This window comes from Pseudomonas sp. SJZ074 (assembly GCF_007828215.1).
Taxonomy (GTDB): domain Bacteria; phylum Pseudomonadota; class Gammaproteobacteria; order Pseudomonadales; family Pseudomonadaceae; genus Aquipseudomonas.
Genome location: NZ_VIUE01000013.1, coordinates 1 through 25,199, shown reverse-complemented (window position 1 = coordinate 25,199; position 25,199 = coordinate 1). Strand labels below are relative to the sequence as shown.

20 protein-coding genes are annotated in these 25,199 nt (G+C 62.7%); 7 read left to right on the top strand and 13 right to left on the bottom strand.

All coding sequences use genetic code 11. The features are described from left to right. Window positions 1-161 precede the first annotated feature (161 nt). Window positions 162-1,901 carry a dipeptidase gene (locus tag FBX99_RS15165; RefSeq protein ID WP_144929440.1) on the top strand — a complete coding sequence of 580 codons (1,740 nt, stop codon included), beginning with the start codon at window positions 162-164 and terminating at the stop codon, window positions 1,899-1,901. Window positions 1,902-2,006: 105 nt separating this feature from the next. On the opposite strand, the gene FBX99_RS15160 is transcribed toward FBX99_RS15165, so the two are convergent. Then, window positions 2,007-2,219 carry a DUF3079 domain-containing protein gene (locus tag FBX99_RS15160; RefSeq protein ID WP_144929441.1) on the bottom strand — a complete coding sequence of 71 codons (213 nt, stop codon included), beginning with the start codon at window positions 2,217-2,219 and terminating at the stop codon, window positions 2,007-2,009. A gap of 188 nt (window positions 2,220-2,407) precedes the next feature. Here FBX99_RS15160 and FBX99_RS15155 point away from each other — a divergent pair, with 188 nt between their 5' ends. From FBX99_RS15155 to FBX99_RS15140, 4 genes are read left to right on the top strand one after another with little or no spacing between them, the layout of a single operon-like run. Further along, complete coding sequence (locus FBX99_RS15155; RefSeq protein ID WP_145131910.1) at window positions 2,408-2,938, top strand: iron transporter; 531 nt, start codon at window positions 2,408-2,410, stop codon at window positions 2,936-2,938. A 2-nt stretch (window positions 2,939-2,940) separates the two neighbouring features. Further along, window positions 2,941-3,297 (top strand): cupredoxin domain-containing protein, encoded by a 357-nt coding sequence (locus tag FBX99_RS15150; protein WP_144929443.1) that lies wholly within the window; start codon window positions 2,941-2,943, stop codon window positions 3,295-3,297. 22 nt (window positions 3,298-3,319) lie between these two features. Then, window positions 3,320-4,174 carry an FTR1 family protein gene (locus FBX99_RS15145; protein WP_145131908.1) on the top strand — a complete coding sequence of 285 codons (855 nt, stop codon included), beginning with the start codon at window positions 3,320-3,322 and terminating at the stop codon, window positions 4,172-4,174. Continuing rightward, on the top strand, window positions 4,162-5,523 hold the full coding sequence (locus FBX99_RS15140; RefSeq protein ID WP_145131906.1) for a 4Fe-4S binding protein: 1,362 nt from the start codon (window positions 4,162-4,164) through the stop codon (window positions 5,521-5,523). The genes FBX99_RS15145 and FBX99_RS15140 overlap by 13 nt, the downstream gene beginning before the upstream one ends. Window positions 5,524-5,674: 151 nt before the next feature. Here FBX99_RS15140 and FBX99_RS15135 read toward each other — a convergent pair whose 3' ends face one another. The 12 genes from FBX99_RS15135 to FBX99_RS15080 all read right to left on the bottom strand — a co-directional run bounded on the left by FBX99_RS15135 (window position 5,675) and on the right by FBX99_RS15080 (window position 22,032). Then, entirely contained in the window at window positions 5,675-7,294 is a 1,620-nt protein-coding gene (locus FBX99_RS15135) for a methyl-accepting chemotaxis protein (RefSeq protein ID WP_144929446.1), read from the bottom strand. 110 nt (window positions 7,295-7,404) lie between these two features. After that, window positions 7,405-8,100, bottom strand: a complete 696-nt coding sequence (locus FBX99_RS15130) for an anaerobic ribonucleoside-triphosphate reductase activating protein (protein WP_256662517.1) — start codon at window positions 8,098-8,100, stop codon at window positions 7,405-7,407. Beyond that, window positions 8,097-8,258 carry an anaerobic ribonucleoside-triphosphate reductase gene (nrdD, locus tag FBX99_RS15125; protein WP_144929447.1) on the bottom strand — a complete coding sequence of 54 codons (162 nt, stop codon included), beginning with the start codon at window positions 8,256-8,258 and terminating at the stop codon, window positions 8,097-8,099. The genes FBX99_RS15130 and nrdD overlap by 4 nt, the downstream gene beginning before the upstream one ends. A 29-nt stretch (window positions 8,259-8,287) precedes the next feature. Further along, complete coding sequence (locus FBX99_RS15120) at window positions 8,288-10,303, bottom strand: ribonucleoside triphosphate reductase (protein ID WP_144929448.1); 2,016 nt, start codon at window positions 10,301-10,303, stop codon at window positions 8,288-8,290. Between the two features lie 265 nt (window positions 10,304-10,568). Further along, window positions 10,569-11,561, bottom strand: coding sequence for a GTP 3',8-cyclase MoaA (gene moaA / locus FBX99_RS15115; RefSeq protein ID WP_145131904.1), 993 nt, complete (start codon window positions 11,559-11,561; stop codon window positions 10,569-10,571). A 25-nt stretch (window positions 11,562-11,586) separates the two neighbouring features. Continuing rightward, window positions 11,587-12,531, bottom strand: a complete 945-nt coding sequence (locus FBX99_RS15110) for a peptidylprolyl isomerase (RefSeq protein WP_144929450.1) — start codon at window positions 12,529-12,531, stop codon at window positions 11,587-11,589. Between the two features lie 10 nt (window positions 12,532-12,541). Then, complete coding sequence (gene narI, locus FBX99_RS15105; protein WP_145131902.1) at window positions 12,542-13,222, bottom strand: respiratory nitrate reductase subunit gamma; 681 nt, start codon at window positions 13,220-13,222, stop codon at window positions 12,542-12,544. After that, window positions 13,215-13,970, bottom strand: a complete 756-nt coding sequence (gene narJ, locus FBX99_RS15100; RefSeq protein WP_145131900.1) for a nitrate reductase molybdenum cofactor assembly chaperone — start codon at window positions 13,968-13,970, stop codon at window positions 13,215-13,217. The genes narI and narJ overlap by 8 nt, the downstream gene beginning before the upstream one ends. 2 nt (window positions 13,971-13,972) lie before the next feature. Next, on the bottom strand, window positions 13,973-15,511 hold the full coding sequence (gene narH / locus FBX99_RS15095; RefSeq protein ID WP_145131897.1) for a nitrate reductase subunit beta: 1,539 nt from the start codon (window positions 15,509-15,511) through the stop codon (window positions 13,973-13,975). Window positions 15,512-15,521: 10 nt separating this feature from the next. Beyond that, window positions 15,522-19,289 (bottom strand): nitrate reductase subunit alpha, encoded by a 3,768-nt coding sequence (locus FBX99_RS15090; RefSeq protein WP_145131895.1) that lies wholly within the window; start codon window positions 19,287-19,289, stop codon window positions 15,522-15,524. A 66-nt stretch (window positions 19,290-19,355) separates the two neighbouring features. Continuing rightward, the gene (locus tag FBX99_RS15085) at window positions 19,356-20,753 is read right to left on the bottom strand and encodes a NarK family nitrate/nitrite MFS transporter (RefSeq protein WP_145131893.1); all 1,398 of its coding nucleotides are present in this window, start codon (window positions 20,751-20,753) and stop codon (window positions 19,356-19,358) included. Next, window positions 20,731-22,032 (bottom strand): nitrate/nitrite transporter, encoded by a 1,302-nt coding sequence (locus tag FBX99_RS15080; protein WP_371921427.1) that lies wholly within the window; start codon window positions 22,030-22,032, stop codon window positions 20,731-20,733. Before FBX99_RS15080 ends, FBX99_RS15085 begins: the two co-directional genes overlap by 23 nt. A 305-nt stretch (window positions 22,033-22,337) precedes the next feature. Between FBX99_RS15080 and FBX99_RS15075 the strand changes: the two genes are divergently transcribed. Both FBX99_RS15075 and narL read left to right on the top strand, forming a co-directional pair. Further along, window positions 22,338-24,137 carry a HAMP domain-containing protein gene (locus tag FBX99_RS15075; RefSeq protein WP_144929457.1) on the top strand — a complete coding sequence of 600 codons (1,800 nt, stop codon included), beginning with the start codon at window positions 22,338-22,340 and terminating at the stop codon, window positions 24,135-24,137. Beyond that, window positions 24,134-24,781 (top strand): two-component system response regulator NarL, encoded by a 648-nt coding sequence (gene narL, locus FBX99_RS15070; protein WP_144929458.1) that lies wholly within the window; start codon window positions 24,134-24,136, stop codon window positions 24,779-24,781. Before FBX99_RS15075 ends, narL begins: the two co-directional genes overlap by 4 nt. Window positions 24,782-25,199: the final 418 nt, after the last annotated feature.

Sequence of the window (25,199 nt, the reverse complement as noted above, 5' to 3'; positions counted from 1 at the left end):
GCCGGCTGCATTGTTTTTCATTTGTGCGCCGTTTTTGCTTGAGTGTGCGACAAATCCTACTTCGTGGACTCCCCGCCCGCTGATCTGCAGTGTTAGGTTGCGTAGTTGTTTCACCAATGAAACATCTTCCTTCAACTCCCTGCAAAGGAATGCCCCCAGCAATGGACTTCTCGCTCAAGCACCTGGCTGTGACCACCCTGCTGCTGTCCAGCTTCGCAACACTCTGCGCGCCAGCACTTGCCAACATCACCGCGCAGCAGAGCGCGACGCTCGTCAAGACACTCGCTGACACATCGGCCACGGACTTCAGGCAGTTCCTGGGTAGCGTGGCCAAGAGCGACGTTGCCAAAACCGCGAACCTGGGTCCGGCCATCAACGCCTTCCAGGACAACAAAACCCTGTCGGCTGAACAACAGAACGAAATCCATCGCCTGCTGGGTATCTATGCGCGGGTGAAATACGGCGCCGCGGCCACCGAAACCCTGAAAGAACTGGTGGCGATCCCGACCTTCCGCAAGGACGGCGTGGCCCAGTACGAGAATCCGGAATTCCTCAAGATCGCCGACAAGATCAAAAGCCTCGCCCAGGGCTTCGACTTGAACTTCCGCAACATCGACAACCGTGTCTATGAAATTTCCCTGCCAGGCAGTGGCGACGAAGTCGTGGGCATCCACGCCCACGCCGATGTGGTCCCGGTGACGCCGGAAAACTGGGTGCTGAAGGATGGCACACGGCTCGACCCGTTCAAAGTCACCCTGGTGGGCGACCGTATGTACGGCCGAGGCACCGAGGACGACAAGAACGGTATCGTCGTGGCGCTCTATGCCATGAAGATCATCAAGGAAGAGAAACTGCCGCTGGCGCGGAATTTCAAGCTGCTGGTGGACACCACCGAGGAAACCACCGGTGACGCGATTCCCTACTACTTCGAACACAACCCGACGCCGAATTACAACCTGGCGTTGGATGGCGGCTACCCTGTCGTGATTGCCGAGAAAGGCTATGGCACGGTCATGGCGAACTTTGCCCGCCGTCCTGCGCAAGGCAAGGGCGCCGAAATCACTGGGTTGACCGGTGGCCTGGCAACCAATCAGATTCCATCGACATCGGTGGCCACCTTTGTCGCTGACAAGCCTGCCGAACTGGCCGCCAGCCTGCTCAAGGCCGGTACCGATTATGCCAAGCGCAATGGCGGCAACTTCGAGGTCGCCAGCCAGGTCGTCGGCAAGGACGTCCAACTGACCTTCACCGGTGTTTCCGCTCACTCGTCAGAACCCGAGTCCGGCGTCAACCCGGTAGCGCGGATGCTCGACTTCATCAACGGCCTCGACGGCAAGGTCGCACTCAAGCACAACCACATCACCGACGCCGCCCGCTACGCCGCCGACAACTGGGGCCTGGACTACCTGGGCAAACAATTGGGGATTGGCTTCTCCGACGCGTTCATGGGCCCGCTGACAGCCTCTCTGACCTTTGTCGGCATGGATGACAAGACCTTCAAGCTCGCCGTCAACCTGCGCGTTCCGGTCGGCAAGTCCACCGAAGCGCTCAAGACCGAGATCGCCGACAAACTCGCGGCCTGGAGCAAGAAGTCCCACGTGGCGGTGGCCTTCGACTATTCCATCGACGAACCGATGTACCGCAACCCCGAGGGCGAATGGGTCAAGGCGCTGCTGGCCGTGGCCACCGAGAACCTGGGCATGGAGCACAAATACGGCACCTCCGCAGGCGCCACGTCGGTCCACGACCTGCCCAACGGCGTGCAGTTCGGCCTGGCAATGCCCAATGTCAAGTACACCGGTCATAACGACAACGAGTTCAAGACAGTCGAGCAGTTCATGCTGGACTTGCAGATCGTGACCGAAATGATGGGACGGATCGGGCAGATGCCGAAGCTCTGAGTACACCTGCCGGCCTGTTGGTTCCAGGCTGGCAGGTTTAATGTGGCGAGGGGATTTATCCCCTCGCCACAGGTTTGGTCTATTCCTTCAGACAGGTGCTTTGGTCTATTTCTCCAGATTGGCGCTTTGGTCTGTAATGTCAGTCAACTCCAACCCCCAATCCCCATGCAGGTACCAGTCCTCCCCAATCATCTCGGCCGGGTGCATGGTCCGGTCGGCGCCGTTGCCACAGGCCAGGGCGTTCGATGCGCAGTAGCGGTCGCAGCCCCAGCAGATGCGTTCAGGATGCTTGGGACTAAGGGGAAAGGGCTTGGCCATGGGAACCCCGCTGACAGATGGGTGTAGCTGTACCCTAACGCGTCGGGCCTGGATCGCCCTTGATTTCGATCAAAAACCCCCTCGCCATTTCCTTCGCAGAATCACGCGGGAAATTGACAATAATCATTATTATTCGCAGCGAAGCTCCCTAGACTCCGGCCAACTCTCATGTCGTCCAGGAAGTCATCATGCGCACGTTCGCTCCCCTGTCTCTCGCCCTCCTCGTTCTCACGCCGCTGGCCCAGGCCAAGGAATACCCCATCGGCGAACCGCAACTGTGCCCGGGACTGGAAGTCGGCGCGGTGTACCTGCAACCGATTGAAATGGCCCCGGCCGGCATGATGCGCGCCACCGCCGATTCCGACATTCACCTGGAAGCCGATATCCGCGCCACGGCGGACAACCCGCAAGGCTTCCAGGAAGGCAGTTTCGTGCCTTACCTCAACGTGGCGTTCCAGCTGAAAAAACAGGGCAACGACACCGAGCTCAAGGGTGATTTCCACGCCATGGTCGCCAATGACAGACCGCACTATGGCGACAACGTGAAACTGCTCGGTCCCGGCAAATATCAACTGACCTTCACCGTCCTGCCCCCGGGCGGCCATGGCTCCCTCGGTCGTCATACCGACAAGGAGACCGGCGTCGCGCCGTGGTTCGAACGATGTGAGTTGCACTACGAATTCGTCTACGCCGGGATCGGCAAGAAAGGCGGATATTGACGATGGACCGTCGAACCCGCGGGCAGCCCGCGAGGCATGGACGCCTGGCCTGGCTGGTGCTGGCGAGCCTGCTGCCGTCGCTGGCCCAGGCCGAGTTGCCGACCTATGAACTGAGCATCCGCGACGGACATTTCACCCCGCCGCTGTTGGAAGTACCGGCCGGGCAGCGCTTCAAGATCGTGCTGAAGAACATCGGCCAGGGTCCGGCGGAGTTCGAGAGCACGCCATTGCGAGTGGAAAAAGTGCTGTCGCCCGGAGTCACCACCTTCGTCGTGATTCATCCGCTGCGTCCGGGGCACTATCCATTTTTCGATGAATTCAATCCGCAACTGCCCGAGGGCGGCATCCTGGCCCAGTGATCGGTCAGCAGGAGGCGTTTGCATGACTCAATCGATGTTTATTGTCTGGCGCGAAAGCGTCGAGGCCTTGTTGGTGCTCGGGATTCTCCAGGCCTGGGTCAGCCGGCAGCGACAGACCCGGCCGCTACTGCGCTACGTCTGGAGCGGCGCGGCCCTGGGCCTGTTGCTTTCGGCGGGGCTGGCGGGGCTGATCCTGCTGGCCGGCGAAGCCATGAGCGGCGCGGCCAACGAGTGGTTCCAGGCCTCGTTGGCGCTGGTTGCCAGTGTGCTGATCGTGCAGATGGTGGGCTGGATGCATCGCAACGCCGGGACGCTCAAGCAGGCGCTGACCCGTCACGCCGATCAGCGCCTGGACCGCCAGGGTGGCCTGGGCCTGCTGGTCCTGGCGCTGTTGGCCGTGAGCCGCGAAGGCAGTGAAACCGTGGTCTTCCTGTATGGCGCCGGGGCTCGCCTGCACGGGACGCAACTGGGCCTGTTCGCCGTTGGCGCACTGGCTGGGCTGGTGCTGGCGCTGCTGACCGTTTCCTTGCTGCACAGCGGTCGACGGTTCATCGCATGGCCGCGTTTCTTTGCCATCAGCGAGACGATTGTGTTGCTGTTGGGAGCGGCGTTGCTGGTCAGCGGCATCGAGCGGGTCGCCGGGCAGTTGCTTGCGATGGACTGGCCCGAGGCAGTGTATCGCGGCATCGGCGATGCCCTGTGGGACAGCAGCGCGATTCTGGATGACGGCCATGGGTTAGGTGGTTTCCTCGCCGATTTCGCCGGGTATCGGGCGAGTCCCAGCGCGCTGACATTGCTGGTGTGGGTCGGCTATTGGCTGGCCGTCGTCGGGTCGCTGCGGCCACGCAAGATGGAAACCCTGCCATGCCCGACCTGAACGCCTGGCTCCAGCGCCTGGGCGACGGCATGCGCCGCCACGGCGCGACCATCCGCGCCGTGCAATGGGCAGTGGTGCTGTTTTATGGGGTGTTGCTGGTGGTCCCTGCGTTCCCGCCCTTGCCGGACAGCCAGGCGCGCCTGCTCGACAACCTCACGTTGCTGGCTCAATTTCTGTTCTGGGGCCTCTGGTGGCCCTTCGTGTTGCTGTCGATCGTGCTGTTCGGTCGGCTCTGGTGTGGCGTGCTGTGCCCCGAGGGCGCCTTGAGCGAATGGGCCAGCCGATATGGCAAAGGCCTGGGCATACCGCGAGGCCTGCGCTGGGCCGGTTGGCCGACCCTGGCCTTCTGTTTGACCACGATCTATGGCCAACTCATCAGCGTTTATGACTATGCTCAGGCTGCGCTGTTGATCCTCGGCGGCTCGACCGTCGCGGCGGTGCTCGTCGGCCTGCTGTTCGCCCGGGGTAAACGGGTATGGTGTCGCTACCTGTGCCCGGTCAGCGGCGTCTTCGCCCTGCTCGCCCGCCTGGCACCGGTGCATTTTCAGGTGGACGAACAACGCTGGCTGGAAAACCCGGCGCCCCGTCGACCAGCGCCCAACTGCGCGCCGCTGCTGGACATTCGTCGCATGCGCAGCGCCGCCGACTGCCATGCCTGCGGTCGTTGCAGCGGCCAACGCGACGCCGTGCGCCTGATCGCCCGTTCCAGCAACCAGGAAATCCTTGATTCGACACCGGACAGCGTCTCGCCGTGGGACGTGCGCTTGCTGTTGTTCGGCGTCATCGGCCTGGCCATGGGAGCTTTCCAGTGGACTATCAGCCCGTGGTTCATCGCCTTGAAGCAGAATCTGGCCCAATGGCTGATAACCCATGACCTGTTTTGGCCCCTCCAGGATAACGAGCCCTGGTGGCTGTTGACGCACTATCCGCAGCTCAATGACAGTTTCAGCTGGCTCGATGGTTTTTGCATCCTCGCCTACCTGGGCATGAGCGCCTTGCTGCTGGGTGGTTCGTTGACGCTGCTGATACGCCTGGCGGCGAAAATGTCGGGAGATGCCGCACACTATTGGCCCTTAGCCATCACCCTGACGCCTCTTGGTGGTGCAGGGCTGTTTCTCGGCTTGTCGGCCACCACGGTAAAACTGCTGCGCTATGAAGGATTGTCGCTCGAATGGGTGCAGCCGGCGCGGGCCGTGCTTTTGCTGGCGGCGATGGCCTGGAGCCTGTGGCTGGGTTGGAAACGCCTGGAGCAGATGCCCCCGGTTCGACGATTACCCACCGTGACATGCCTGGCATTGGCCTGCGGCCTGGTGGGATACGGCTGGTGGTTGCAGTTCTGGGGGTGGTGATCTTGCGAGGTGTTCCTAACACCTGGGTAGAACTGGATCCTGTGGGAGCGGGCTTGCTCGCGAATGCAGTGTGTCAGTGATGCATAGGTAACTGAAAGACCGCTTTCGCGAGCAAGCCCGCTCCCACAGAAAGTTCGTAATGCCCGCCCCGCTACACCTTGAACCGCGCCACCGTCTCATGCAGCGAGCCGGCCATCTGTGCCAGGTCCTGGCCGGCGGTATCGGTGTGCCTTGCCCCCAGAAGCACCTGTTCCGACAGGTTGCGAATGCCCACCAGGTTGCGGTCAACTTCCCGGGCCACCAGGGCCTGTTGTTCCGTGGCGCTGGCGATCATCAGGTTGCGCTCGTTGATCTGCGATATCGAGCGGGCGATTTCATCCAGGGCGTCGCCGGAACGCTGGGCGACTTGCAAGGTGTCCAGTACCCGCTCGCTGCTGCTTTGCATGGCCGTCACAGCATGTCCGCTGTCCTGGCGGATGTTGCCGATCATGTCCTCGATTTCCCGGGTCGAATCCTGGGTGCGATGGGCCAGTGCACGGACTTCGTCAGCCACCACCGCAAAGCCGCGTCCGGCATCGCCGGCCCGGGCGGCTTCGATGGCGGCGTTCAGGGCCAGGAGGTTGGTTTGCTCGGCAATGCCGCGGATCACGTCCAGTACAGTGCTGATACCCTCGACCCGCCCCGCCAGTTGCTGGATGCGCGCCGAGGTGTCCGTCACGCCGTCCGCCAGCGCCGAGATGCAGGCGACCGTCTGCTGGACCTGCTCACGTCCACGCTGGGCGGTCTGCTCGGAAACCCGCGAGGCTTCGCTGGTACTCACGGCGTTGCGCGCCACCTCGTCCACCGCCGCTGTCATCTGGTTCACCGCCGCCGCAGCCTGCTCGATCTCCATGCCTTGCAACTGCAACGTGCTGTTGGTCTGGCTGCTGACCGCACTCAGCTCTTCGGATGAACTGGCTACCCGATCCACCGAGGCCGCAATGTGCCGAACCATGGTGTTCAGATTCTGCTGCATGTCGTGCATGTTGCTCATCACACTGTCGTTGGCGCCGACGCCCACCGGTACGCGGATCGTCAGATCGCCCTGGGCGATGTGGCTCAGCACCCGCGCGGCATCATCGGGCTCGCCGCCCAACGGACGGGTCACGCTGCGGGTCACCAGTATCGCCACGGTACTCACCACGGCCAGGCACGCCAGGACCAACATCAACATGTTGCGCCGCGCATCGCTGTAGCGCGCCTGGGCCAGTTGCTCACGCTCGGCAAAGAGCCTGCCCTGCATCGCCATCAAACCTTCCAGGCTCTTGTACACCTCAAGCTCCGCCGGGATCACACCCTGCCTGAGTTGCGTCATCGCCTCATTCGTGGCGCCCTGGCGGATCAGCGCCTGCACCTGGACGAATGCCGCCACATAGGCCTCTCGACGCTTCTTCAGTTCGGCAAAAGCCGCCTTGCCTTCGGGCTGAAACAACAGCGGCTCCAACGTCGCAAAAGCCTGGGTGATGCGTTGCCGCGTGGCATCGATGGATTGCTGCACCTGCGCATTGTTCTTGTCGATCAGCAAGTCCCGGGTGTTCCTGGCGTTATCGCGTACGCCTGTGGCGATCACCATGATCGGGTCAATCTTCGGCCAATCCTGCCGGACGATCTGCTCGGCCTGGTCGCGCAACACAGCCAGGTCGTGCAAGGCGTACAACGCCAGGGCGATCAAGGCCAGCGGCGCGATGGCAAAGCCGATCACGATGCGTTGGGCGGTGGTGAGTCTGGTCATATCAAATGCTCCCTGTTCAACTACCTGCCAATCCGGCAGCGCATTTGAGAACCTTGGAAAAGAGTGGCCCGGGTCATCCCGAGCCGCGGTGTCGTTCGTCCCGACAAGGCTTAGCTGCGCAACACGAACGAGGGAAACAGCTCCCGCAGAGCGGCCCACAGTTCGGGTTGCAAGGCGTATGCCGAAACGCTGGAGAGGTGCGGGTCGAGCATCCGGGCCGTGCGCACCAGTTGCACGGCGAACCGGCTGACACCGTGTTCGCTCAAGCGCCGGGCCAGGGTCAGCAGCCGCTCGGGGTCGAACAGATGCCAATGCACCGTGGTGCGACACTCGTAATCCACGCCGCTGGCCAGCAGATGGTCGAGGCTGCGCCAGTTGGCCATGCCGCTGCCTTCGACCCGGGTCACGTCCAAGGCATCTTCGGCCAGGGCCTTGACGTCGAAGCCCACCCAGTCGACTTGCCCGACCACCTTGGCGAATGCCGCCGGCTTGATGCCGGCGCTGTGCAGGCCGATGCGAAAGCCCATCTGTCGCACCTCCTCCATGGCCGAGCCCAGGCCGTCCTGCAAGGTCGGTTCGCCGCCGCTGAACACCACTGCGTCGAGCAGGTCCTGACGGCGTTGCAGGAACGCCAGCACCCGGCACCACTCCACTTCCTCGCTGCCACGGGGCGGGATCAGTTGCGGGTTATGGCAATAACGGCAACGCCAGGCGCAACCCTGGCAAAACAGCACGCAGGCCAATTGGCCCGGATAATCGAGGGTGGTCAGGGGCACCATGCCCCCGACCCGCAGCACTCGACTCATGGACGCCCGGCCGCGCGTTCGGTGAAATGCACCCGTTCGCGGTGCTCGGACTGCTTACCCGGGTTGAACGCCGCCACCGGGCGGTGATACCCCATTACCCGGGTCCAGACTTCACAGCGTTGGCGCTGGGCCTGCGGAAGGTTGCGCGATTCATTCATGGTGAAACTCCTTGCGGTGGATGATCGGATCAGTGGACGCAGCGTGCCTGTTGCTGTTGCAGCAACAACGCCTCGTCGCATTTGGGACAGAACTCGTGTTCACCGGCCAGGTAGCCGTGTACCGGACAGATGGAAAACGTCGGCGTGACCGTCAGGTACGGCAGCCGGAACCGCCCCAGGGCCTTGCGCACCAGTTGCTTGCAGGCCTGGGTGGAAGAGATCTGCTCGGCCATGTACAGGTGCAACACGGTGCCGCCGGTGTATTTGCATTGCAGTTCGTCCTGCAGCTCCAGGGCCTCGAACGGGTCCTGGGTAAAGCCCACCGGCAATTGCGAAGAGTTGGTGTAGTACGGTGCGACCGGGCTGCCGGCCTGCAGGATATCGGGGTAGCGCTTGAGGTCTTCCTTGGCGAAGCGGTAGGTGGTGCCTTCGGCAGGCGTGGCTTCCAGGTTGTAGAGATGGCCGGTTTCCTCCTGGAAGCGCAGCAGCGTCGCCCGCACATGATCCAGCAACCGCAGCGCGAACTCGCGTCCCTGCTCGGTGTGAAGCCCCTGTTGGTCATCGGTGAAGTTGCGCAGCATTTCGTGCAGGCCATTCACGCCGATGGTGGAGAAGTGATTGCGCAAGGTGCCCAGGTAGCGCTTGGTGTAGGGATACAGGCCGGCGTCCATGTGGTGCTGGATCACCTTGCGCTTGACCTCCAGGCTCTCCTTCGCCAGTTCCATCAGGGCATCGAGGCGTTGCAACAGCGCGCTGGTGTTGCCCTTGTACAGGTAGCCCAGCCGGGCGCAGTTGATCGTCACCACCCCCAGCGAGCCGGTCTGTTCCGCCGAACCGAACAAACCGCCGCCGCGCTTGAGCAGCTCGCGCACGTCCAGTTGCAGGCGGCAGCACATCGAGCGCACTTGGTTGGGTTGCATGTCCGAGTTGAGGAAATTCTGGAAGTACGGCAAGCCGTAGCGGGCCGTCATTTCGAACAGGCGGTCGGCGTTGTCGCTGTCCCAGGGGAAGTCATGGGTGATGTTGTAGGTCGGGATCGGGAAGGTGAACACCCGCCCTTTCGCATCGCCGGCCTGCATCACCTCGATGTAGGCACGGTTGATCAGCTCCATTTCCGCTTGCAGCTCACCGTAGGCAAATGGCATCTCTTCGCCGCCGATCACCGGGATCTGTTCGCGCAGGTCCTGCGGGCAGACCCAGTCGAACGTCAGGTTGGTAAACGGCGTTTGCGTACCCCAGCGCGAGGGTACGTTGAGGTTGTAGATGAACTCCTGCAACGACTGGCGGACCTCGTCGTAGCTGAGCCGGTCCTTGCGCACGTAGGGCGCCAGGTAGGTGTCGAACGAGCTGAAGGCCTGGGCCCCGGCCCATTCGTTCTGCAGGGTGCCAAGGAAATTCACCATCTGCCCCAGGGCGCTGCTCAGATGCTTGGGCGGCCCGGCCTCGACCCGCCCCGGCACACCGTTGAGACCTTCGTGCAACAGCGTGCGCAGGGACCAGCCGGCACAGTAGCCGGCGAGCATGTCCAGATCATGGACATGCAGGTCGGCCTCGCGGTGCGCCTCGCCGATGGCCTGGCTGTAGACCTCATCGAGCCAGTAGTTGGCGGTGACCTTGCCCGACACGTTGAGGATCAGCCCGCCCAGGGAATAGCCCTGGTTGGCGTTGGCCTGCACGCGCCAGTCTTCGCGGTCGAGGTATTCGTTCATCGACGTGGCGACTTCCACCAGGGTGCGACGATCACGGCGCAGGCGTCCGTGTTGCTCGCGGTAAACAATGTAGGCGCGCATGGAAAGGAAGAAACCGGCGTCCATCAACACCCGCTCGACCCGATCCTGGATCTGCTCGACGTTCAATCGCGACTGCCCTTCCAACCGGGCCAGCACGGCGTTGAGCAGCGCTTCGGCTTCAGCCTCGGCGTACTCGCCGGTGGCCTTGCCGGCGGCGATCAGCGCCTGGCGGATCTTGTCCGCATCAAAAGCGACCACACTGCCGTCGCGCTTGTGCAGGCGGTTGCACCCTACCGAAATCAACGTGCTTTGCATTTGGGCTCCAGACACTACATATAGATACATTTAGCTATTAAGACACAATATGCAGTGATGTTAGGCCCGATAGGTTTAATTGGAATTGATTGATGTCAAGAATTGGGGATGGTCTGAAAGCTAACTCATCAACACCGTCATTCCGTGTGGGAGCGGGCTTGCTCGCGAAGGCGTCAGATCAGTCAACATCTTCAGCGACTGACCCACCGCCTTCGCGAGCAAGCCCGCTCCCACAGGGTGTCTTTGGTGTCTGCCAGGTAAATGCCTAACCCCCACTCATGTTCATGAACCGCACAATCTGCACCTCCCCTCCAGGATTGAAGTCATGGCGCAGCGGTTTGCCACGCAGGGCTTGTTGCACCGCCTGGATCACTGGCTGGTCCTCCAGCGGATAGCGCCGCAGCAGGCCACGCAGGTCGAGGGCGTTCTCTTGTCCAAGGCACAGCAGCAAGCGCCCCTCAACGGTCATGCGCACCCGGTTGCAACTGGCGCAGAAGTTGTGGGTGTTCGGTGAAATGAAGCCGATCCGCGTGCCGGAGTGACGCTCCAGGCGCACATAGCGCGCCGGCCCGCCGCTGCTCTCGGCGCTGTCGAGCAACCTGTGATGACGGGCAATCACAGCCCGGACTTCATCGCTGGAGCAGAACGACTCCCCCCGGGAACGCCCCACCTCCCCCAACGGCATTTCCTCGATGAAGCTGATGTCGATGCGCTGCTCGATGGCGTACTGCACCAACGCCGGCACCTCATCGAAATTGCGTCCTTTCATCACCACGCAGTTGAGCTTGATCCGCTCGAATCCGGCCGTCTTTGCCGCTTCGATGCCGGCCAGCACCTGGTCGAGGTTGCCGTTGCGGGTGATGGCCCGAAAACGCTCGCCGTCAAGGCTGTCGAGGCTGATGTTCATGCGCTTGACGCCGGCATCGACCAGCGGCTTGGCCAGACGCCCGAGCTGCGAGCCGTTGCTGGTCATCACCAGCTCCCGCAGCCCGGGCAATGCCGCGATGTCGCGGCACAACCCGACGATGCCCGGGCGGATCAGTGGCTCGCCGCCGGTCAGGCGGATCTTCTTCACCCCCAGCCCGACGAACAGCCGCGCCAACCGCTGGAGCTCTTCCAGGGTCAATACCTGCTGACGCGGCAGGAAGGTCATGTGCTTCGCCATGCAATACACACAACGAAAATCACAACGATCGGTCACCGACATCCGTAGATAATCGATCTGGCGCCCAAATCCATCCTGCAGCGAAGCGTTCATGAATGCCCCCTGTTCGAGTCGATGCTCACTGCACCAGCGGCGAGTCGGCGCCCTGAAGATGAATACCGCGAATGTCCGCCGCACCAATCAGGGTTTGCAGGTACTGCACCAACGCTTTCTGCCAGACGCCCTGCTGCAGCTGGGTGCGGATCGCCGTCGCCACCGCCTCGTAAGGCAACGGCTGGCCGTCGATGCGTTGGTCAATGCTAATCACGTGCCAGCCGTAGCGACTCTCCAGGGGTTTGCCCCACAGTCCCGCCGGCAAGGCAAACAACTGGCGCTCCAGCTCGGGCACGGTCTGGCCCTTGCTGATCTGCCCCAGCGACCCGCCCTGCTCCTTGGACGGACAGGCCGAATACGTTTGGGCCAGCTCGGCGAAAGTGCCCGGAGCCTGGTCCAGTCGTTCCAGCAGCAACTCGGCCTGGACATACGCGAGGCTGCGCCCCTCGGCGTCGTCCGGTGCGCATTCGAGCAGGATGTGCCGCACCGCCAGCAACGGTGCGCTGTGAAAGCGCGCGCGGTTGCTTTCGTAGTAGCGCAGGCAGGTTGCCTCGTCGCATTGCGGCACCTGTACTTCGCGCTCGAGCAGCAACCGCGTCGCCGCCTCCTCTTCGTTTTCACCGGCACCGACCTGCAGGGACAAGCCCAGCTCAGCGATGCGCTGCTGGAGCAATTCCCGAATCACCAGGGCCCGCGCGGCCTGGTAAACCGCATCCTCGCGACTCTGCGCCGGGTGATATTGCAGCTCCTGGGCCATCGCCTGCGGGGTGATCGACACCCCGTTGACGCTGAGGATCGGCCATTCCTGTTCACTGCTGGCAATCAACTGCGGCGGCGCCTCATCAACCACCACCGGCTCGAACTGCACCGCCCCGACGGGCGCTACATCCGCCACGGGCGCCGCCTTTGCCGACGAACCACAGCCGCCACTGCCGCCGTTACCGCCACCACATCCGCATCCACTGGCCATGATCGCCTCCTCAGAATTTCTGCCGAACGATTTGATAACGCCGTCCCAGGTACCAGACCGGCGCGCTGACGATGTGCACCAGGCGGGTGAACGGGAACAGCACGAACAGGGTCAGGCCCAGCAGCACGTGAAGCTTGTAGACCAGGCCCACCGGCGCCATCGACGTAGCGGCTTCCACCGGACGCAACAGCACCGTGTTCTGCGCCCAGTCGGCCAGCATCACCATCACCGAACCGTCCATGTGGGCGGTGGAGGCAACGATGGTCATCAACCCCAGCACCAGTTGTACCAACAGCAACACCAACACCAGGATGTCCGAGGTATTGGACGTAGCGCGCACCCGCGGATCGCTCAGGCGCCGGTTCAGCAGCATCAGCAAGCCGATCAGGCCCAGTACGCCGAAAAAGCCGCCGGAAACCATCGCCAATAGCTGCTTGTTCTCGGTGCTCAGCACATGGTGGTAGACCGCCGACGGCGTCAGCAGGCCAACAAAGTGCCCCACCAACACGAACAGCACGCCGACGTGGAACAGGTTGCTCGCCACACGCATGCCGCGCTGGTTCAGCATCTGGCTGGAACCGGCCTTCCAGGTGTACTGGGACAGGTCGAAACGCGCCCAGCTGCCGAGCAGACAAATCGCCAGGGCGACATAGGGGTAGACCCCGAACAACAACAGATCCCACTTAGACATTGCCCACCTCCCCGGCCGGCGCAGCGGCCCGCCCTTCATGCTGAAAATCCACCCAGTGCAACGGCACCGCACTTTCTTCCCGAGCCCTGCCCGGCGCGCTCGGCAGCGAACTGCAACGGTCCTGCTGTTCGGCCTTCATGAAATCCACCGCCTCCTCCTCCCAGACCCGGTCCAGGGCTTCCAGGGAGTCGTCCCGTGGCTCGGCCTTCACTTGCTCGCGCAGCTCGGCGACCGCGCCCTGGGGTTCGGCCCCGGCGATCTGCAGCAAGGCCCGGAAGCAACTGGCGTAGGCGCTTTCCCGCTCATCCAGGCGCGCGGCGAGCAAAGCCAGCAGGTGCGCGACATCCGCGAGGCCCTCGCGGGCCTCGAGGTCTTCGCGGGTGGAGAGAAATTCCAGGTACAACGGAATGTAGTCGGGCAGCTCCTTGACGCCGATGGCGAAACCGGCCGCCTCGTACTGGGCCATCATGTCCACCATGGCCTGGCCGCGGTCGCGGGACTCGCCATGGACATGTTCGAACAGCAACAGCGACAGTGAACGGCCGCGGCCAAACAACGCGCCGTAGTGCTCCTGGCCGTCCATCAGGTCCTTGGCGCAGATCACCTCCAGCAACTCGAACAGCCCGGCGCGCTGATTGGGACTGATTTCCCGCGCCTGGAGAATCGCTTGCTCCAGCTCGTCACGACCGGCCACCAGGGTCTCGGTCGGGTAGTCGAGCAACAACGAAATTACCTTGAGAATGCGCATGCTCAGTCCTCCCACAACTGTACGGTCTTGATCACGTCGCGACGGTTGGCCTTCTTGCCGCCGAACATGTTGGTGTCGGAACTGCCGCTGCAACCGCTGCCAAAGCTGAAGCCGCACCCGGAGCGCTCGGCGAACGCGTCGCTCATGGCGTCTTCGCGGTGAGCACTCGGCACGACGAAACGGTCTTCGTAGTTGGCGATGGCCAGGTAGCGGTACATCTCGTCGACCTGGTTCACGCTCAGGCCGACATCGGCCAGCACTTGCAGGTCTTTCACGCCATCCACCTGTTCGGAACGCTTGTAGGCACGCATTGCCAGCAGGCGCTTGAGGGCCAGCTTGACGGGCTTCTCATCGCCGGCGGTCAGCAGGTTGGCCAGGTAGCGCAACGGGATGCGCAGGCTGTCGACGTCCGGGATCACCCCGTTCATGCCCACGGTGCCGGCGGCGGCAGCGTTCTGGATCGGCGACAGTGGCGGCACGTACCAGACCATCGGCAAGGTGCGGTATTCCGGGTGCAGCGGCAGCGCGAGTTTCCAGTCCACGGCCATCTTGTAGACCGGCGAGCGCTGTGCCGAGTCGATCACCGACTGCGGCACGCCATCGGCCAGGGCCTGACGAATCACCGCCGGGTCGTTCGGGTCGAGGAAGATCTCCAGTTGCTTCTCGTACAGGTCCTGTTCGTTGGCGGTGCTCGCCACTTCGCTGATACGGTCGGCGTCATACAGCAGCACGCCGAGGTAGCGGATCCGGCCGACGCAGGTTTCCGCACAGACCGTTGGCATCCCGGCTTCGATGCGCGGGTAGCAGAAGATGCATTTTTCCGACTTGCCGCTCTTCCAGTTGAAGTAGATCTTCTTGTACGGGCAGCCGCTGATGCACATGCGCCAGCCGCGGCATTTTTCCTGGTCGATCAGGACGATGCCGTCCTCTTCACGCTTGTAGATCGCGCCGCTCGGGCACGACGCCGCGCACGCCGGGTTCAGGCAGTGCTCGCACAGGCGCGGCAGGTACATCATGAAAGTGTTTTCGTACTCGCCGTAGATGTCTGCCTGGATCTTGTCGAAGTTCTTGTCCTTGCGCCGCTTGGCGAATTCGGTGCCGAGGATTTCCTCCCAGTTCGGCCCCCACTCGATCTTCTCCATGCGCTTGCCGGAGACCAGCGAGCGCGGCCGCGCGGTGGGCTGGTGTTCCCCCAGGGGCGCGGTATGCAGGTGCTGGTAGTCGAAGTCGAACGGTTCGTAGTAGTCGTCCAGGCCTGGCAGGTCCGGGTTAGCGAAGATGTTCGCCAGCACGCGGAACTTGCCGCCGATGCGCGGGTTGATCGAGCCGTCGGCATTGCGGATCCAGCCGCCCTTCCACTTGTCCTGGTTTTCCCATTCCTTGGGATAGCCGATGCCGGGCTTGGTCTCGACGTTGTTGAACCAGGCGTATTCCATGCCTTCACGGCTGGTCCAGACGTTCTTGCAGGTGATCGAACAGGTGTGGCAACCGATGCATTTGTCCAGGTTCAGGACCATGCCGATCTGTGAACGAATCTTCATTTCAATCTCCTCAATCCAGCTCAGTCGGCAGGGAACGCGGCAGCTCATCGCCGCTGGAACCGTCGAGCCAGTCGACCTTGGCCATCTTGCGCACCACGACGAATTCGTCGCGGTTGCAGCCGACCGTGCCGTAATAGTTGAAGCCGTAGGCCTGCTGGGCGTAGCCACCGATCATGTGGGTGGGCTTGAGCACCACGCGGGTCACCGAGTTGTGGTGGCCGCCACGGGTCTTGGTGGTTTCCGAACCTGGCACGTTCACGATCCGTTCCTGGGCGTGGTACATCATCACCATGCCCTCCTTGACCCGCTGGCTGACCACCGCGCGGGCAGTCAACGCGCCGTTGGCGTTGAAGCATTCGACCCAGTCGTTGTCCTCGATACCGGCGCGCCGGGCGTCGATCTCGGAGAGCCAGATGATCGGCCCGCCACGGCTCAAGGTGAGCATCAGCAGGTTGTCGGTGTAGGTACTGTGGATGCCCCATTTCTGGTGCGGGGTGATCCAGTTGAGGACGATCTCGGTATGGCCATTGGTGCGCTTGCCCTTGACCACCTCGATGGTGCGGGTGTTGACCGGCGGCCGATAGCTCATCAGTTGCTCGCCGAACGCCTGCATCCACGGGTGATCCTGGTAGAACTGCTGGCGGCCGGTGATGGTGCGCCATGGGATCGACTCATGAACGTTGGTATAGCCGGCGTTGTAGCTCACGTGATCGTCTTCCAGGCCGGACCAGGTCGGGCTGGAAATGATCTTGCGCGGCTGGGCCTGGATGTCGCGGAAGCGGATCGCCTCGTGTTCCTTGGAGACGGCCAGGTGGCTGTGGTCGATGCCGGTGAACTCCGACAGCGCCGCCCAGGCCTTGACCGCTACGTGGCCGTTGGTTTCCGGGGCCAGGGACAGGATCACTTCGGCGGCGTCGATGGCGCTGTCGATTTTTGGCCGGCCCTGGCTGATGCCCGCATCCACTTCGTGGTGGTTCAGCTCGCCGAGGAATTTCACTTCGGCCTCGGTGTTCCAGTTGATGCCCTTGCCGCCGTTGCCGAGTTTTTCCAGCAACGGCCCCAGGGAGGTGAACTGCTTGTAGATGTTCGGGTAGTCGCGCTCCACCACTTGCAGGTTCGGTGCGTTCTTGCCCGGCTGCGGCGCCTCGCCGGCGGTTTTCCAGTCAGTGCCGCCAAACGGCTGGGCCAGCTCGCCGACGCTGTCGTGCATCAACGGTACGGTGACCAGGTCCTTCTCGACACCCAGGTGTCCGACCGCCATGGCCGAGAACGCCTTGGCGATGCCCTTGTAGATTTCCCAGTCCGAACGCGACTCCCAGGCCGGGTCGATGGCCGCCGACAACGGATGGATGAACGGGTGCATGTCCGAGGTGTTCATGTCGTCTTTTTCGTACCAGGTGGCGGTCGGCAAGACGATGTCGGAGTACACGCAGGTCGAAGACATGCGGAAGTCCAGGGTGGTCACCAGGTCGAGTTTGCCGATGGCGCCCTCGTCGACCCATTCGGCCTCGGTCGGCTTGCAGTCACCGACCTGGCCGATGTCTTCGTTCATCACACCGTTCCTGGTGCCGAGCAGGTACTTGAGCATGTACTCGTGGCCCTTGCCCGAAGAACCCAACAAGTTGGAGCGCCAGATGAACATATTGCGCGGGAAGTTCACCGGATTGTCGGGCTGTTCACAGGCAAAGCGCAGCGACCCGTCCTGCCAGGACTTGACCACGTAGTCCTTGGGTTCCATGCCCGCGGCAGCGGCATCGCGACAGATGTGCAGCGGGTTGGTGTTGAGCTGCGGCGCGCTGGGCAACCAGCCGGCACGTTCGGCGCGGATGTTGTAGTCCAGGGCGTGCTCGGGGAACTGCGACTTGTCCGCCAGGGGCGAGAGCACGTCGTGCATGCTCATCTTCTCGTGGCGCCATTGGGAGCTGTGGCCGTAGAAGAAACTGGTGCCGTTCATCTGCCGCGCAGGACGGTTCCAGTCCAGGCCGAAGGCCAGGGGCAGCCAGCCGCACTGCGGGCGGAGTTTTTCCTGGCCGACGTAATGGGCCCAGCCACCGCCGGTCTGGCCGATGCAACCGCAGAGCATGAGCATGTTGATCAGCCCGCGGTAGTTCATGTCCATGTGGTACCAGTGGTTCATCGCCGCGCCGACGATGATCATCGAGCGGCCACGGGTCTTGTCGGCGTTGTCGGCGAATTCACGGGCGATCTGGATCGCCTTCTCGCGGCTGACGCCGGTGATCTGCTCCTGCCAGGCCGGTGTGCCGGGCACCGAGGCGTCGTCGTAATCCTTGGCGACGTTGGCTCCACCCAGGCCACGGTCGATGGCCAGGTTGGCCGCCGACAGGTCGAACACGGTGGCGACTTTCGCCACGCTGCCGTCGGCCAGCACCACGCTGTGCACCGGCACCCGGCGGAACTGCACCGCGTCACCGGCCACGTGCTGGAAGTGTTCCTGGGTTTTGCCGGCGAAGTACGGAAAGGCCACTTCGGCCACGTCGCCGCCGATCAGGCTCAGCTTGAGGTCGATCTCACGCCCCTCGCCGCCTTCGCGAGGCAGAATGTTCCACTTGCCCTTCTCACCCCAGCGATAACCGATGGAGCCCTGGGGCGAGACCAATTCGCCGGTCGCATCGAGGGCGATGGTTTTCCACTCGGGGTTGTTGTCCTGACCGAGGTTAGCGGTGAGGTCGCTGGCCCGCAGGAAGCGGTCCGGCTGGTAACCCGCGCCCGGCGCCGTGCCAAGCATCGGTTTGAGCATCACCAGCACCGGCAGGTCGGTGTAGCGCTTGGCATAGTCGGTGAAATAGGCGCTGGGCTTGTCCAGGTGAAATTCCTTGAAGATCACATGGTTGAAGGCCTGGGCCAGTGCCGCGTCGGTGCCCTGCTTGGGGTTGAGCCACAGGTCGGTGAGCTTGGCGACTTCCGAATAGTCCGGGGTGATTGCCACGGTCTTGGTGCCCTTGTAGCGCACCTCGGTAAAGAAGTGCGCGTCGGGGGTACGGGTCTGCGGGACGTTGGAGCCCCAGGCGATGATGTAGTTGGAGTTGTACCAGTCGGCCGATTCCGGCACGTCGGTCTGCTCGCCCCAGACCATTGGCGAGGCTGGCGGCAAGTCGCAGTACCAGTCGTAGAAGCTCAGGCACACGCCACCGATCAGCGACAGGTAGCGAGCGCCGGCGGCGTAGCTGACCATCGACATGGCGGGAATCGGCGAGAAGCCCACCACCCGATCAGGGCCGTGTCGCTTGACGGTATAAACGTTGGCGGCGGCAATGATCTCGTTGACTTCTTCCCAGTTGGAACGGATGAAGCCGCCCATGCCGCGCTTGCTCTTGTACGAGTCGGCCTTGGCCTTGTTCTCGACAATGCTGGCCCAGGCCTCCACCGGCGGCAGGGTCTGCCGGGCTTCACGCCACAGCTTGAGCAATGGCTGGCGCACCTTCGGGTACTTGAGCCGGTTGGCGCTGTAGATGTACCAGCTGTAGCTGGCGCCGCGAGGGCAGCCGCGTGGCTCGTGGTTGGGCAGGTCGTTGCGGGTACGCGGGTAGTCGGTCTGCTGGGTTTCCCAGGTGATCAGGCCGTTCTTGACGTAGATTTTCCACGAGCACGAACCGGTACAGTTCACCCCATGGGTGGAGCGCACGATCTTGTCGTACTGCCAGCGGGAACGATAGACGTTCTCCCAGTCCCGGGACTCCTTGCGGGTCTCGCCATGCCCCTCGGAAAACTCGCCTTGTTTGCGGTTGAAGAACCGCAGTTGATCCAGTAAATGACTCACAGTGTCTTTCCTCTCAGGCTTGCTCCGCGGGGTCTTCGCCCCGCCCACGCAACAGGTAATTTCGAATCAGCAAGGGGTCGCGGCACCCTTGCGCGCGTACCACCACCAGGTCACCACGATGCAGCTCAGGTAGAAGCCGACGAACATGTAGAAGGCCATCTCCGGGCCGCCGGTCAGGGCCATCGAAGTGCCGAAGGATTTGGGAATGAAGAACGCGCCGAACGCCCCCATGGCCGAGCTGAAACCCAGCACCGCAGCCGATTCCTTGCCAGCGTTCTTGAGCGCTTGCTCACGCAGCTCGGGCTTTTTGCCCAGGGCGGCTTTTTCGTGAAGGGTGCGGAAGATCACCGGGATCATGCGGAAGGTCGAACCGTTGCCCACGCCGGTGGTGATGAACAGCAGCATGAACATGCCCAGGAAGCCGTAGAAGCTGCCGCCCTGACCGCCTTGCGGCAGGAAGTGCATGACGCCGAACACCATCGCGATCATCAGCACGAAGTTCCACAGGGTGACTTTCGCGCCACCGAGCTTGTCCGCCAGCCAGCCACCCAATGGCCGTACCAGGGCACCCACCAGAGGGCCGAGGAAAGCGAACTTGAGGGCGATGACGTCCGGGAACGAGGTCTTGATCAGCAATGGGAACGCGGCGGAGAACCCGATGAACGAGCCGAACGTGGCCAGGTACAGCCAGCACATCAGCCAGTTGTGCTTGCGCTTGAAAATCATCGCCTGTTCGCTGAACGAAGCACGGGCACTGGACAGGTCGTTCATGCCGAACCAGGCAATCAAGGTGACGGCGAGGATGAACGGCACCCAGATGAACCCGGCGTTCTGCAACCACAACGAGCTGCCGTCGGCCAGTACCTGCGGTTGACCGCCCATGAAGCCGAACACCCCGAAGGAAATCACCAGCGGCACGCTGAACTGCATCACCGACACGCCCAGGTTGCCCAGGCCGGCGTTCAGGCCCAGGGCGGTGCCCTGCTGGGACTTGGGATAGAAGAAGCTGATGTTGGACATGCTCGAAGCGAAATTGCCGCCGCCAAAGCCGCAGAGCAGCGCGATCAGCACGAACACGCTGTAGGGCGTGGCCGGACTCTGCACGGCGAAGCCCATCCACAGCGCAGGTATCAGCAGCGACGCGGTGCTCAGGGCGGTCCAGCGGCGTCCGCCGAAAATCGGCACCATGAATGAATAGAAGATGCGCAAGGTTGCGCCGGACAGCCCCGGCAGTGCCGCCAGCCAGAACAACTGGTCGGTGCTGAAGCTGAAACCGATGGCATTCAGGCGCACGATCACCGTGCTCCAGACCATCCACACCGCGAAGGCCAGCAGCAGCGCCGGGATCGAGATCCACAGGTTGCGACGCGCAGTCTGTTTGCCACTGCGGCCCCAGAAGGCCGGGTCTTCCGGGCGCCAGTCATGAATGACCGGGCCTTTGTCAGGCGTTTGCAGAACGGACATGTTCTTCTCCTTGGGCAATGCTGGAAAACGGGGGTTGGCTGGCAAGTGGTTGCTTGCCCAGCAGCGGGCGCTTGCGGATTTCGCTGAGGTACATCCAGATCAGGGAGACCCAGACCACGCCGTACAGCAACATGAAGCAGGACGAGCGCACGCCGGTGAGGTCCACCAGGGCACCGAACAGGATCGGCAGCACGAAGCCGCCCAGGCCGCCGGCCAGACCGACGATGCCGGACACCGCGCCCATGTTTCCGGGGTAGTCGTTGGCGATGTACTTGAAGACCGAGGCCTTGCCGAACGCGAAAGCAATGCCCATCACGAACAGCAGCACGGTGAACAGCGTGGCGTTGAGGCCGATGTGGAAATCGACGATGCCATTGACGGTGTGCACTTGCAGCTGGGTCTGGGGGTAGGACAGCAGGAACAGGCAGATCCAGCTGATCCACAGCACCCACCAGGTCACGCTCTGGGCGCCCCAGCGATCCGACATCCAGCCACCGACGGCCCGCAGCACGCCGCCGGGCAGGGAAAAGCAGGCGGCCAGCAGCGCGGCGCTTTGCAGGCTGAAACCGTATTCCTGCACGTAGTACTTGGTCATCCACAGGGCCAGGGCGACATAGCCACCGAACACGATCGAGTAGTACTGGCAGTAGCGCCACACCGCCGGTTCTTTCAACGCCTTGAGTTGTTCGCGCAGGCTCGCGCCACCAACGCTGCGGTGCTCTTTCTTCTCGGCGGTGAGGAACCAGAACAACAGCGCGGTGATGAACAGGATGGCGCTGAACACCTTCGGCACCAGGTGCCAGGTGCCCAGGGCGATCAGGCCCGGGGCGAGGAACTTGGTGAGCGCGGAACCGGCGTTGCCGGCGCCGAACACACCCATGGCGAAGCCCTGGTTCTGTTTGTCGAACCACCTGGCGACGTAGGCGACGCCGACCGAAAACGAACCGCCGGCCAGGCCGACGAACAGGCCCAGCACCAGGAATTGCCAGAACGCGGTCGCCAGGGTGATCAGGTACAGCGGCAACACGCAGGACAGCATCAACAGGAAGAACACGATCCGCCCGCCAAAGCGATCGGTCAGGATCCCCAGGGGCAGGCGCACCAGCGAACCGGTCAGTACCGGGGTGGCGGCCAGCAGGCCGAATTGGGTTTCGTTAAGCGCGAGCATTTCCTTGATCGGAACGCCCAGGACGGCAAACATCATCCAGACCATGAAGCACACGGTGAAGGCCAGGGTACTCATCCCCAGTACCAGCCCTTGTTGCACTTGCGCTCGCATCACGCTGCACTCCCCTCGATTCGATGAGCGCAGCCTAGTGATGCGAACCCGTTGAAAACTTGACCTGGGTCAACGAGCCCTGGAGCCATCCTGGCCTATGCTGGGCCCGTCTACCTCCAAAGGGGTAGACCTTGAAATTGATAAAACCCTTTGTTTATCAATCTCTTGACTGAGTTGGCCGAAGCTTTTATCGAAACGGAACGGCCAACAACTCTTTAGAGGTAGTGCGCCCGGGACGGCTGCAACACCCATGGTCCAGGACGCCCCATGTCAGGCTTGAACCTATTTTTCCAGAGCCAGCCACGATGATGGGCTGGCTGCGCAGTTCCCTGCCCGCCCGTGCCGGGGTCGCGGTGATTCTCATCGCCATCCTCGCCCTGGCCAGTTCCCTGAGCGCCGGGTTGATCGCCTGGTTCAGCCAGGGCGACGCAGCGGCGATCAACACCGCAGGTTCGGTGCGCATGGAAACCTACCACCTCAGTTGGAAACTGGCGGCCGGTGCCACCGCAGACATCGCCCCGATCATCGACAGCCTGCAGCAACGCCTCAATAGCCCTGCCCTTCGCGCCGTGCTGGAGGACGGTCCGAGCACCGCCCTGCACCAGAGTTATCGCGATCTCCTGCAACGCTGGAACCAGACCCTGCGCCCTGCGGTCGAGCGCGGCGACTCGGTGTTCTTCCAGGACAGTGCCAGTTCGTTCGTCGAGCAACTGGACCAGTTCGTCACCTTGCTGCAACGCCAGAGCGAGCACAAACAGGGCTGGCAGCAGACGATCCAGGGCATGGCGTTGTTCAGCACCATGATCATCCTGCTGATCGGCCTGTACGAATTGCAGTACAGCGTGGTCAGCCCCTTGCAGGAGCTGGTGGTCGCGACCCAGCGCTTTCGCCGTGGCGAATTCCAGGTGCGGGTCAATCATCAGTCCGAGGATGAATTGGGCCAGTTGGCGACGAGCTTCAACACCATGGCCGAGACCATCGAGGAGTCCCACCGCACCCTGGAAAACCAGGTCCGGCAAAAGACCTTGAACCTGCAACAGGCCAATGCCGCCCTGGAGCTGCTGTACCAGAGCAGCCGCAGCCTGGCGACGCGACAGGCCAATGCCAAGGGCCTGGATGAATTGATCCAGCGCTTCCAGCAACGGCTGCCGGGCCTGCGCCTGTCACTGTGCCTGCAGGGACAATTACAGGCACCCGCACGGCACCTGTTGGCCATTCATGGCGCCAACAACCGCGAGATCTGCGCCAGCAGCGATTGCGCTACCTGCCAGAAACACGGTGCGGCGCAGCCACTGACGTTCAGCATCAGCAACCAGGGCAATGAACTGGGCGAACTCAAGGCGCACTTTGTCGACGGCCACGCGGCACAACCCTGGGAGACCGCACTGATCCAGGCCCTGGCCAACCTGATCGGCACCTCGCTGTCCCTCAAGCGCCAGCGCGAACAGGACCATCGCCTGCTGCTGCTCGACGAACGCACGATCATTGCCAGGGAGCTGCATGACTCCCTGGCCCAGGCCTTGTCCTACATGAAGTTGCAAGTCAGCCGCATGCAAACCCTGATGCGTCGCGGCGAACCGGTGCAGACCCTGGAAACCGTCACGGGCGAGCTGCGCGAAGGACTCAACAATGCCTATCGCCAGCTGCGCGAATTGCTGACCACCTTCCGCTTGCAGATCCACGACGATGGCCTGGTGGAGGAACTCAAGGATACGGCCGAGGAGTTCTCCGCCCGCGGGGATTTCCAGGTGCATCTGTTCATCGACACCCTGGCCTTCGAGCTGTCGGCCAGCGAGCAGATCCACATCCTGCAGATCACCCGCGAAGCCTTGTCCAACTGCCTGCGCCACGCCCATGCCGAGAACGCCTGGCTGCAGCTGCGCCAGGAAGGCGAGACAGTGCAGTTGTCGATCGAAGACGACGGCCGTGGGTTCAGCGGTGAGGTGGACCAGCGTGAGCACCATGGCCTGAACATCATGAATGAACGGGCCCGCAGCCTGCGTGGCCAATTGCAGATTCTCTCCCGAACGCCCCAGGGCACCCGCATCCAGGTGCGCTTCCAACCGGAATTCCTGGGTCAACACACCGAAGGCCTTGCCACATGAACGTCCCCCTGCGCCACTCCCTGCTCCTGGTCGACGACCATCCGATGATGCGTCGCGGGATTCGCCAGATGCTCGAACTCGAAGACGATCTGCAGATCGTCGGCGAAGCCAGCCATGGCGAAGAAGCCCTGGCGCTGATCGAGCCGCTCAAGCCCGACCTGGTGCTGCTGGACAACAACATGCCGCATCTGAACGGCATCGAGACCCTGCGTCGGCTGCGGGCCATGCACTACAGCGGCAAGGTACTGCTGTTCACCGTATCCGACGCCGAGGACGACATCCGCGATGCCCTGCGCCTGGACGCCAACGGCTACCTGCTCAAGGACATGGAGCCCGAACTGCTGATCCAATACATCCGCGACGCCCTCGGCGGGGCCTTGGTGATCAGTCCCGGCCTGACCCGCGTCATGGCCCAGGCCCTGCGCTCGCCACCGCGCCAGCCCGAAGTGGAACTGACCGAACGCGAGCGCCAGGTACTCAAGACCATCGCCAGCGGCCACAGCAACAAGGTCATCGGGCACAAGCTGGGCATCACCGAAGGCACGGTCAAGGTGCATGTGAAGAACCTGCTGCACAAGCTCGGCTTGCGCTCGCGGGTCGAGGCGGCGGTCTGGGCGATGGAGCATTTGCGCGGAGCCGGCTGAATCAGCGCCCACCTGGTGCTTGCAGGCAGTGTGTCTGACGCAGATCCCCTGCTCGCGATGACGTCAGCACATTCAACATCCCGGCAAGCTTGACACACCGCTATCGCGAGCAAGCCCGCTCCCACAGTGGTTCCAGGTGTCTGCTGGCTTTGTGTCTGACACAGATCCCCTGTGGGAGCGAGCCCTGCTCGCGATGACATCAGCACATTCAACATCCCGGCAAGCTTGACACACCGCTATCGCGAGCAGGCTCGCTTGTATGTTTAGACTTGAAGGGGTGGGCGGGACTAAAAGCTCGATTCCGACTCTAGCCAGTACGGACCGTGGGAGACTTCTCGTCCCGCCCCTTCTACCTAAAGCGCCAATAAGGAATTCATCGGCAAGACCGACGATAGATGCAAGCCAGCGCTACGGTAGA

Coding starts and splice junctions, on each gene's coding strand:
- FBX99_RS15155 (WP_145131910.1), top strand. CDS start 2,408: ATGCGCACGTTCGCTCCCCTGTCTCTCGCCCTCCTCGTTCTCACGCCG.
- FBX99_RS15140 (WP_145131906.1), top strand. CDS start 4,162: ATGCCCGACCTGAACGCCTGGCTCCAGCGCCTGGGCGACGGCATGCGC.
- FBX99_RS15145 (WP_145131908.1), top strand. CDS start 3,320: ATGACTCAATCGATGTTTATTGTCTGGCGCGAAAGCGTCGAGGCCTTG.
- narL (WP_144929458.1), top strand. CDS start 24,134: ATGAACGTCCCCCTGCGCCACTCCCTGCTCCTGGTCGACGACCATCCG.
- FBX99_RS15135 (WP_144929446.1), bottom strand. CDS start 7,294: ATGACCAGACTCACCACCGCCCAACGCATCGTGATCGGCTTTGCCATC.
- FBX99_RS15075 (WP_144929457.1), top strand. CDS start 22,338: ATGATGGGCTGGCTGCGCAGTTCCCTGCCCGCCCGTGCCGGGGTCGCG.
- narJ (WP_145131900.1), bottom strand. CDS start 13,970: ATGCGCATTCTCAAGGTAATTTCGTTGTTGCTCGACTACCCGACCGAG.
- FBX99_RS15110 (WP_144929450.1), bottom strand. CDS start 12,531: ATGGCCAGTGGATGCGGATGTGGTGGCGGTAACGGCGGCAGTGGCGGC.
- FBX99_RS15080 (WP_371921427.1), bottom strand. CDS start 22,032: ATGCGAGCGCAAGTGCAACAAGGGCTGGTACTGGGGATGAGTACCCTG.
- FBX99_RS15120 (WP_144929448.1), bottom strand. CDS start 10,303: ATGCAAAGCACGTTGATTTCGGTAGGGTGCAACCGCCTGCACAAGCGC.
- moaA (WP_145131904.1), bottom strand. CDS start 11,561: ATGAACGCTTCGCTGCAGGATGGATTTGGGCGCCAGATCGATTATCTA.
- FBX99_RS15085 (WP_145131893.1), bottom strand. CDS start 20,753: ATGTCCGTTCTGCAAACGCCTGACAAAGGCCCGGTCATTCATGACTGG.
- narH (WP_145131897.1), bottom strand. CDS start 15,511: ATGAAGATTCGTTCACAGATCGGCATGGTCCTGAACCTGGACAAATGC.
- FBX99_RS15165 (WP_144929440.1), top strand. CDS start 162: ATGGACTTCTCGCTCAAGCACCTGGCTGTGACCACCCTGCTGCTGTCC.
- FBX99_RS15150 (WP_144929443.1), top strand. CDS start 2,941: ATGGACCGTCGAACCCGCGGGCAGCCCGCGAGGCATGGACGCCTGGCC.
- narI (WP_145131902.1), bottom strand. CDS start 13,222: ATGTCTAAGTGGGATCTGTTGTTGTTCGGGGTCTACCCCTATGTCGCC.
- nrdD (WP_144929447.1), bottom strand. CDS start 8,258: ATGAATGAATCGCGCAACCTTCCGCAGGCCCAGCGCCAACGCTGTGAA.
- FBX99_RS15130 (WP_256662517.1), bottom strand. CDS start 8,100: ATGAGTCGAGTGCTGCGGGTCGGGGGCATGGTGCCCCTGACCACCCTC.
- FBX99_RS15160 (WP_144929441.1), bottom strand. CDS start 2,219: ATGGCCAAGCCCTTTCCCCTTAGTCCCAAGCATCCTGAACGCATCTGC.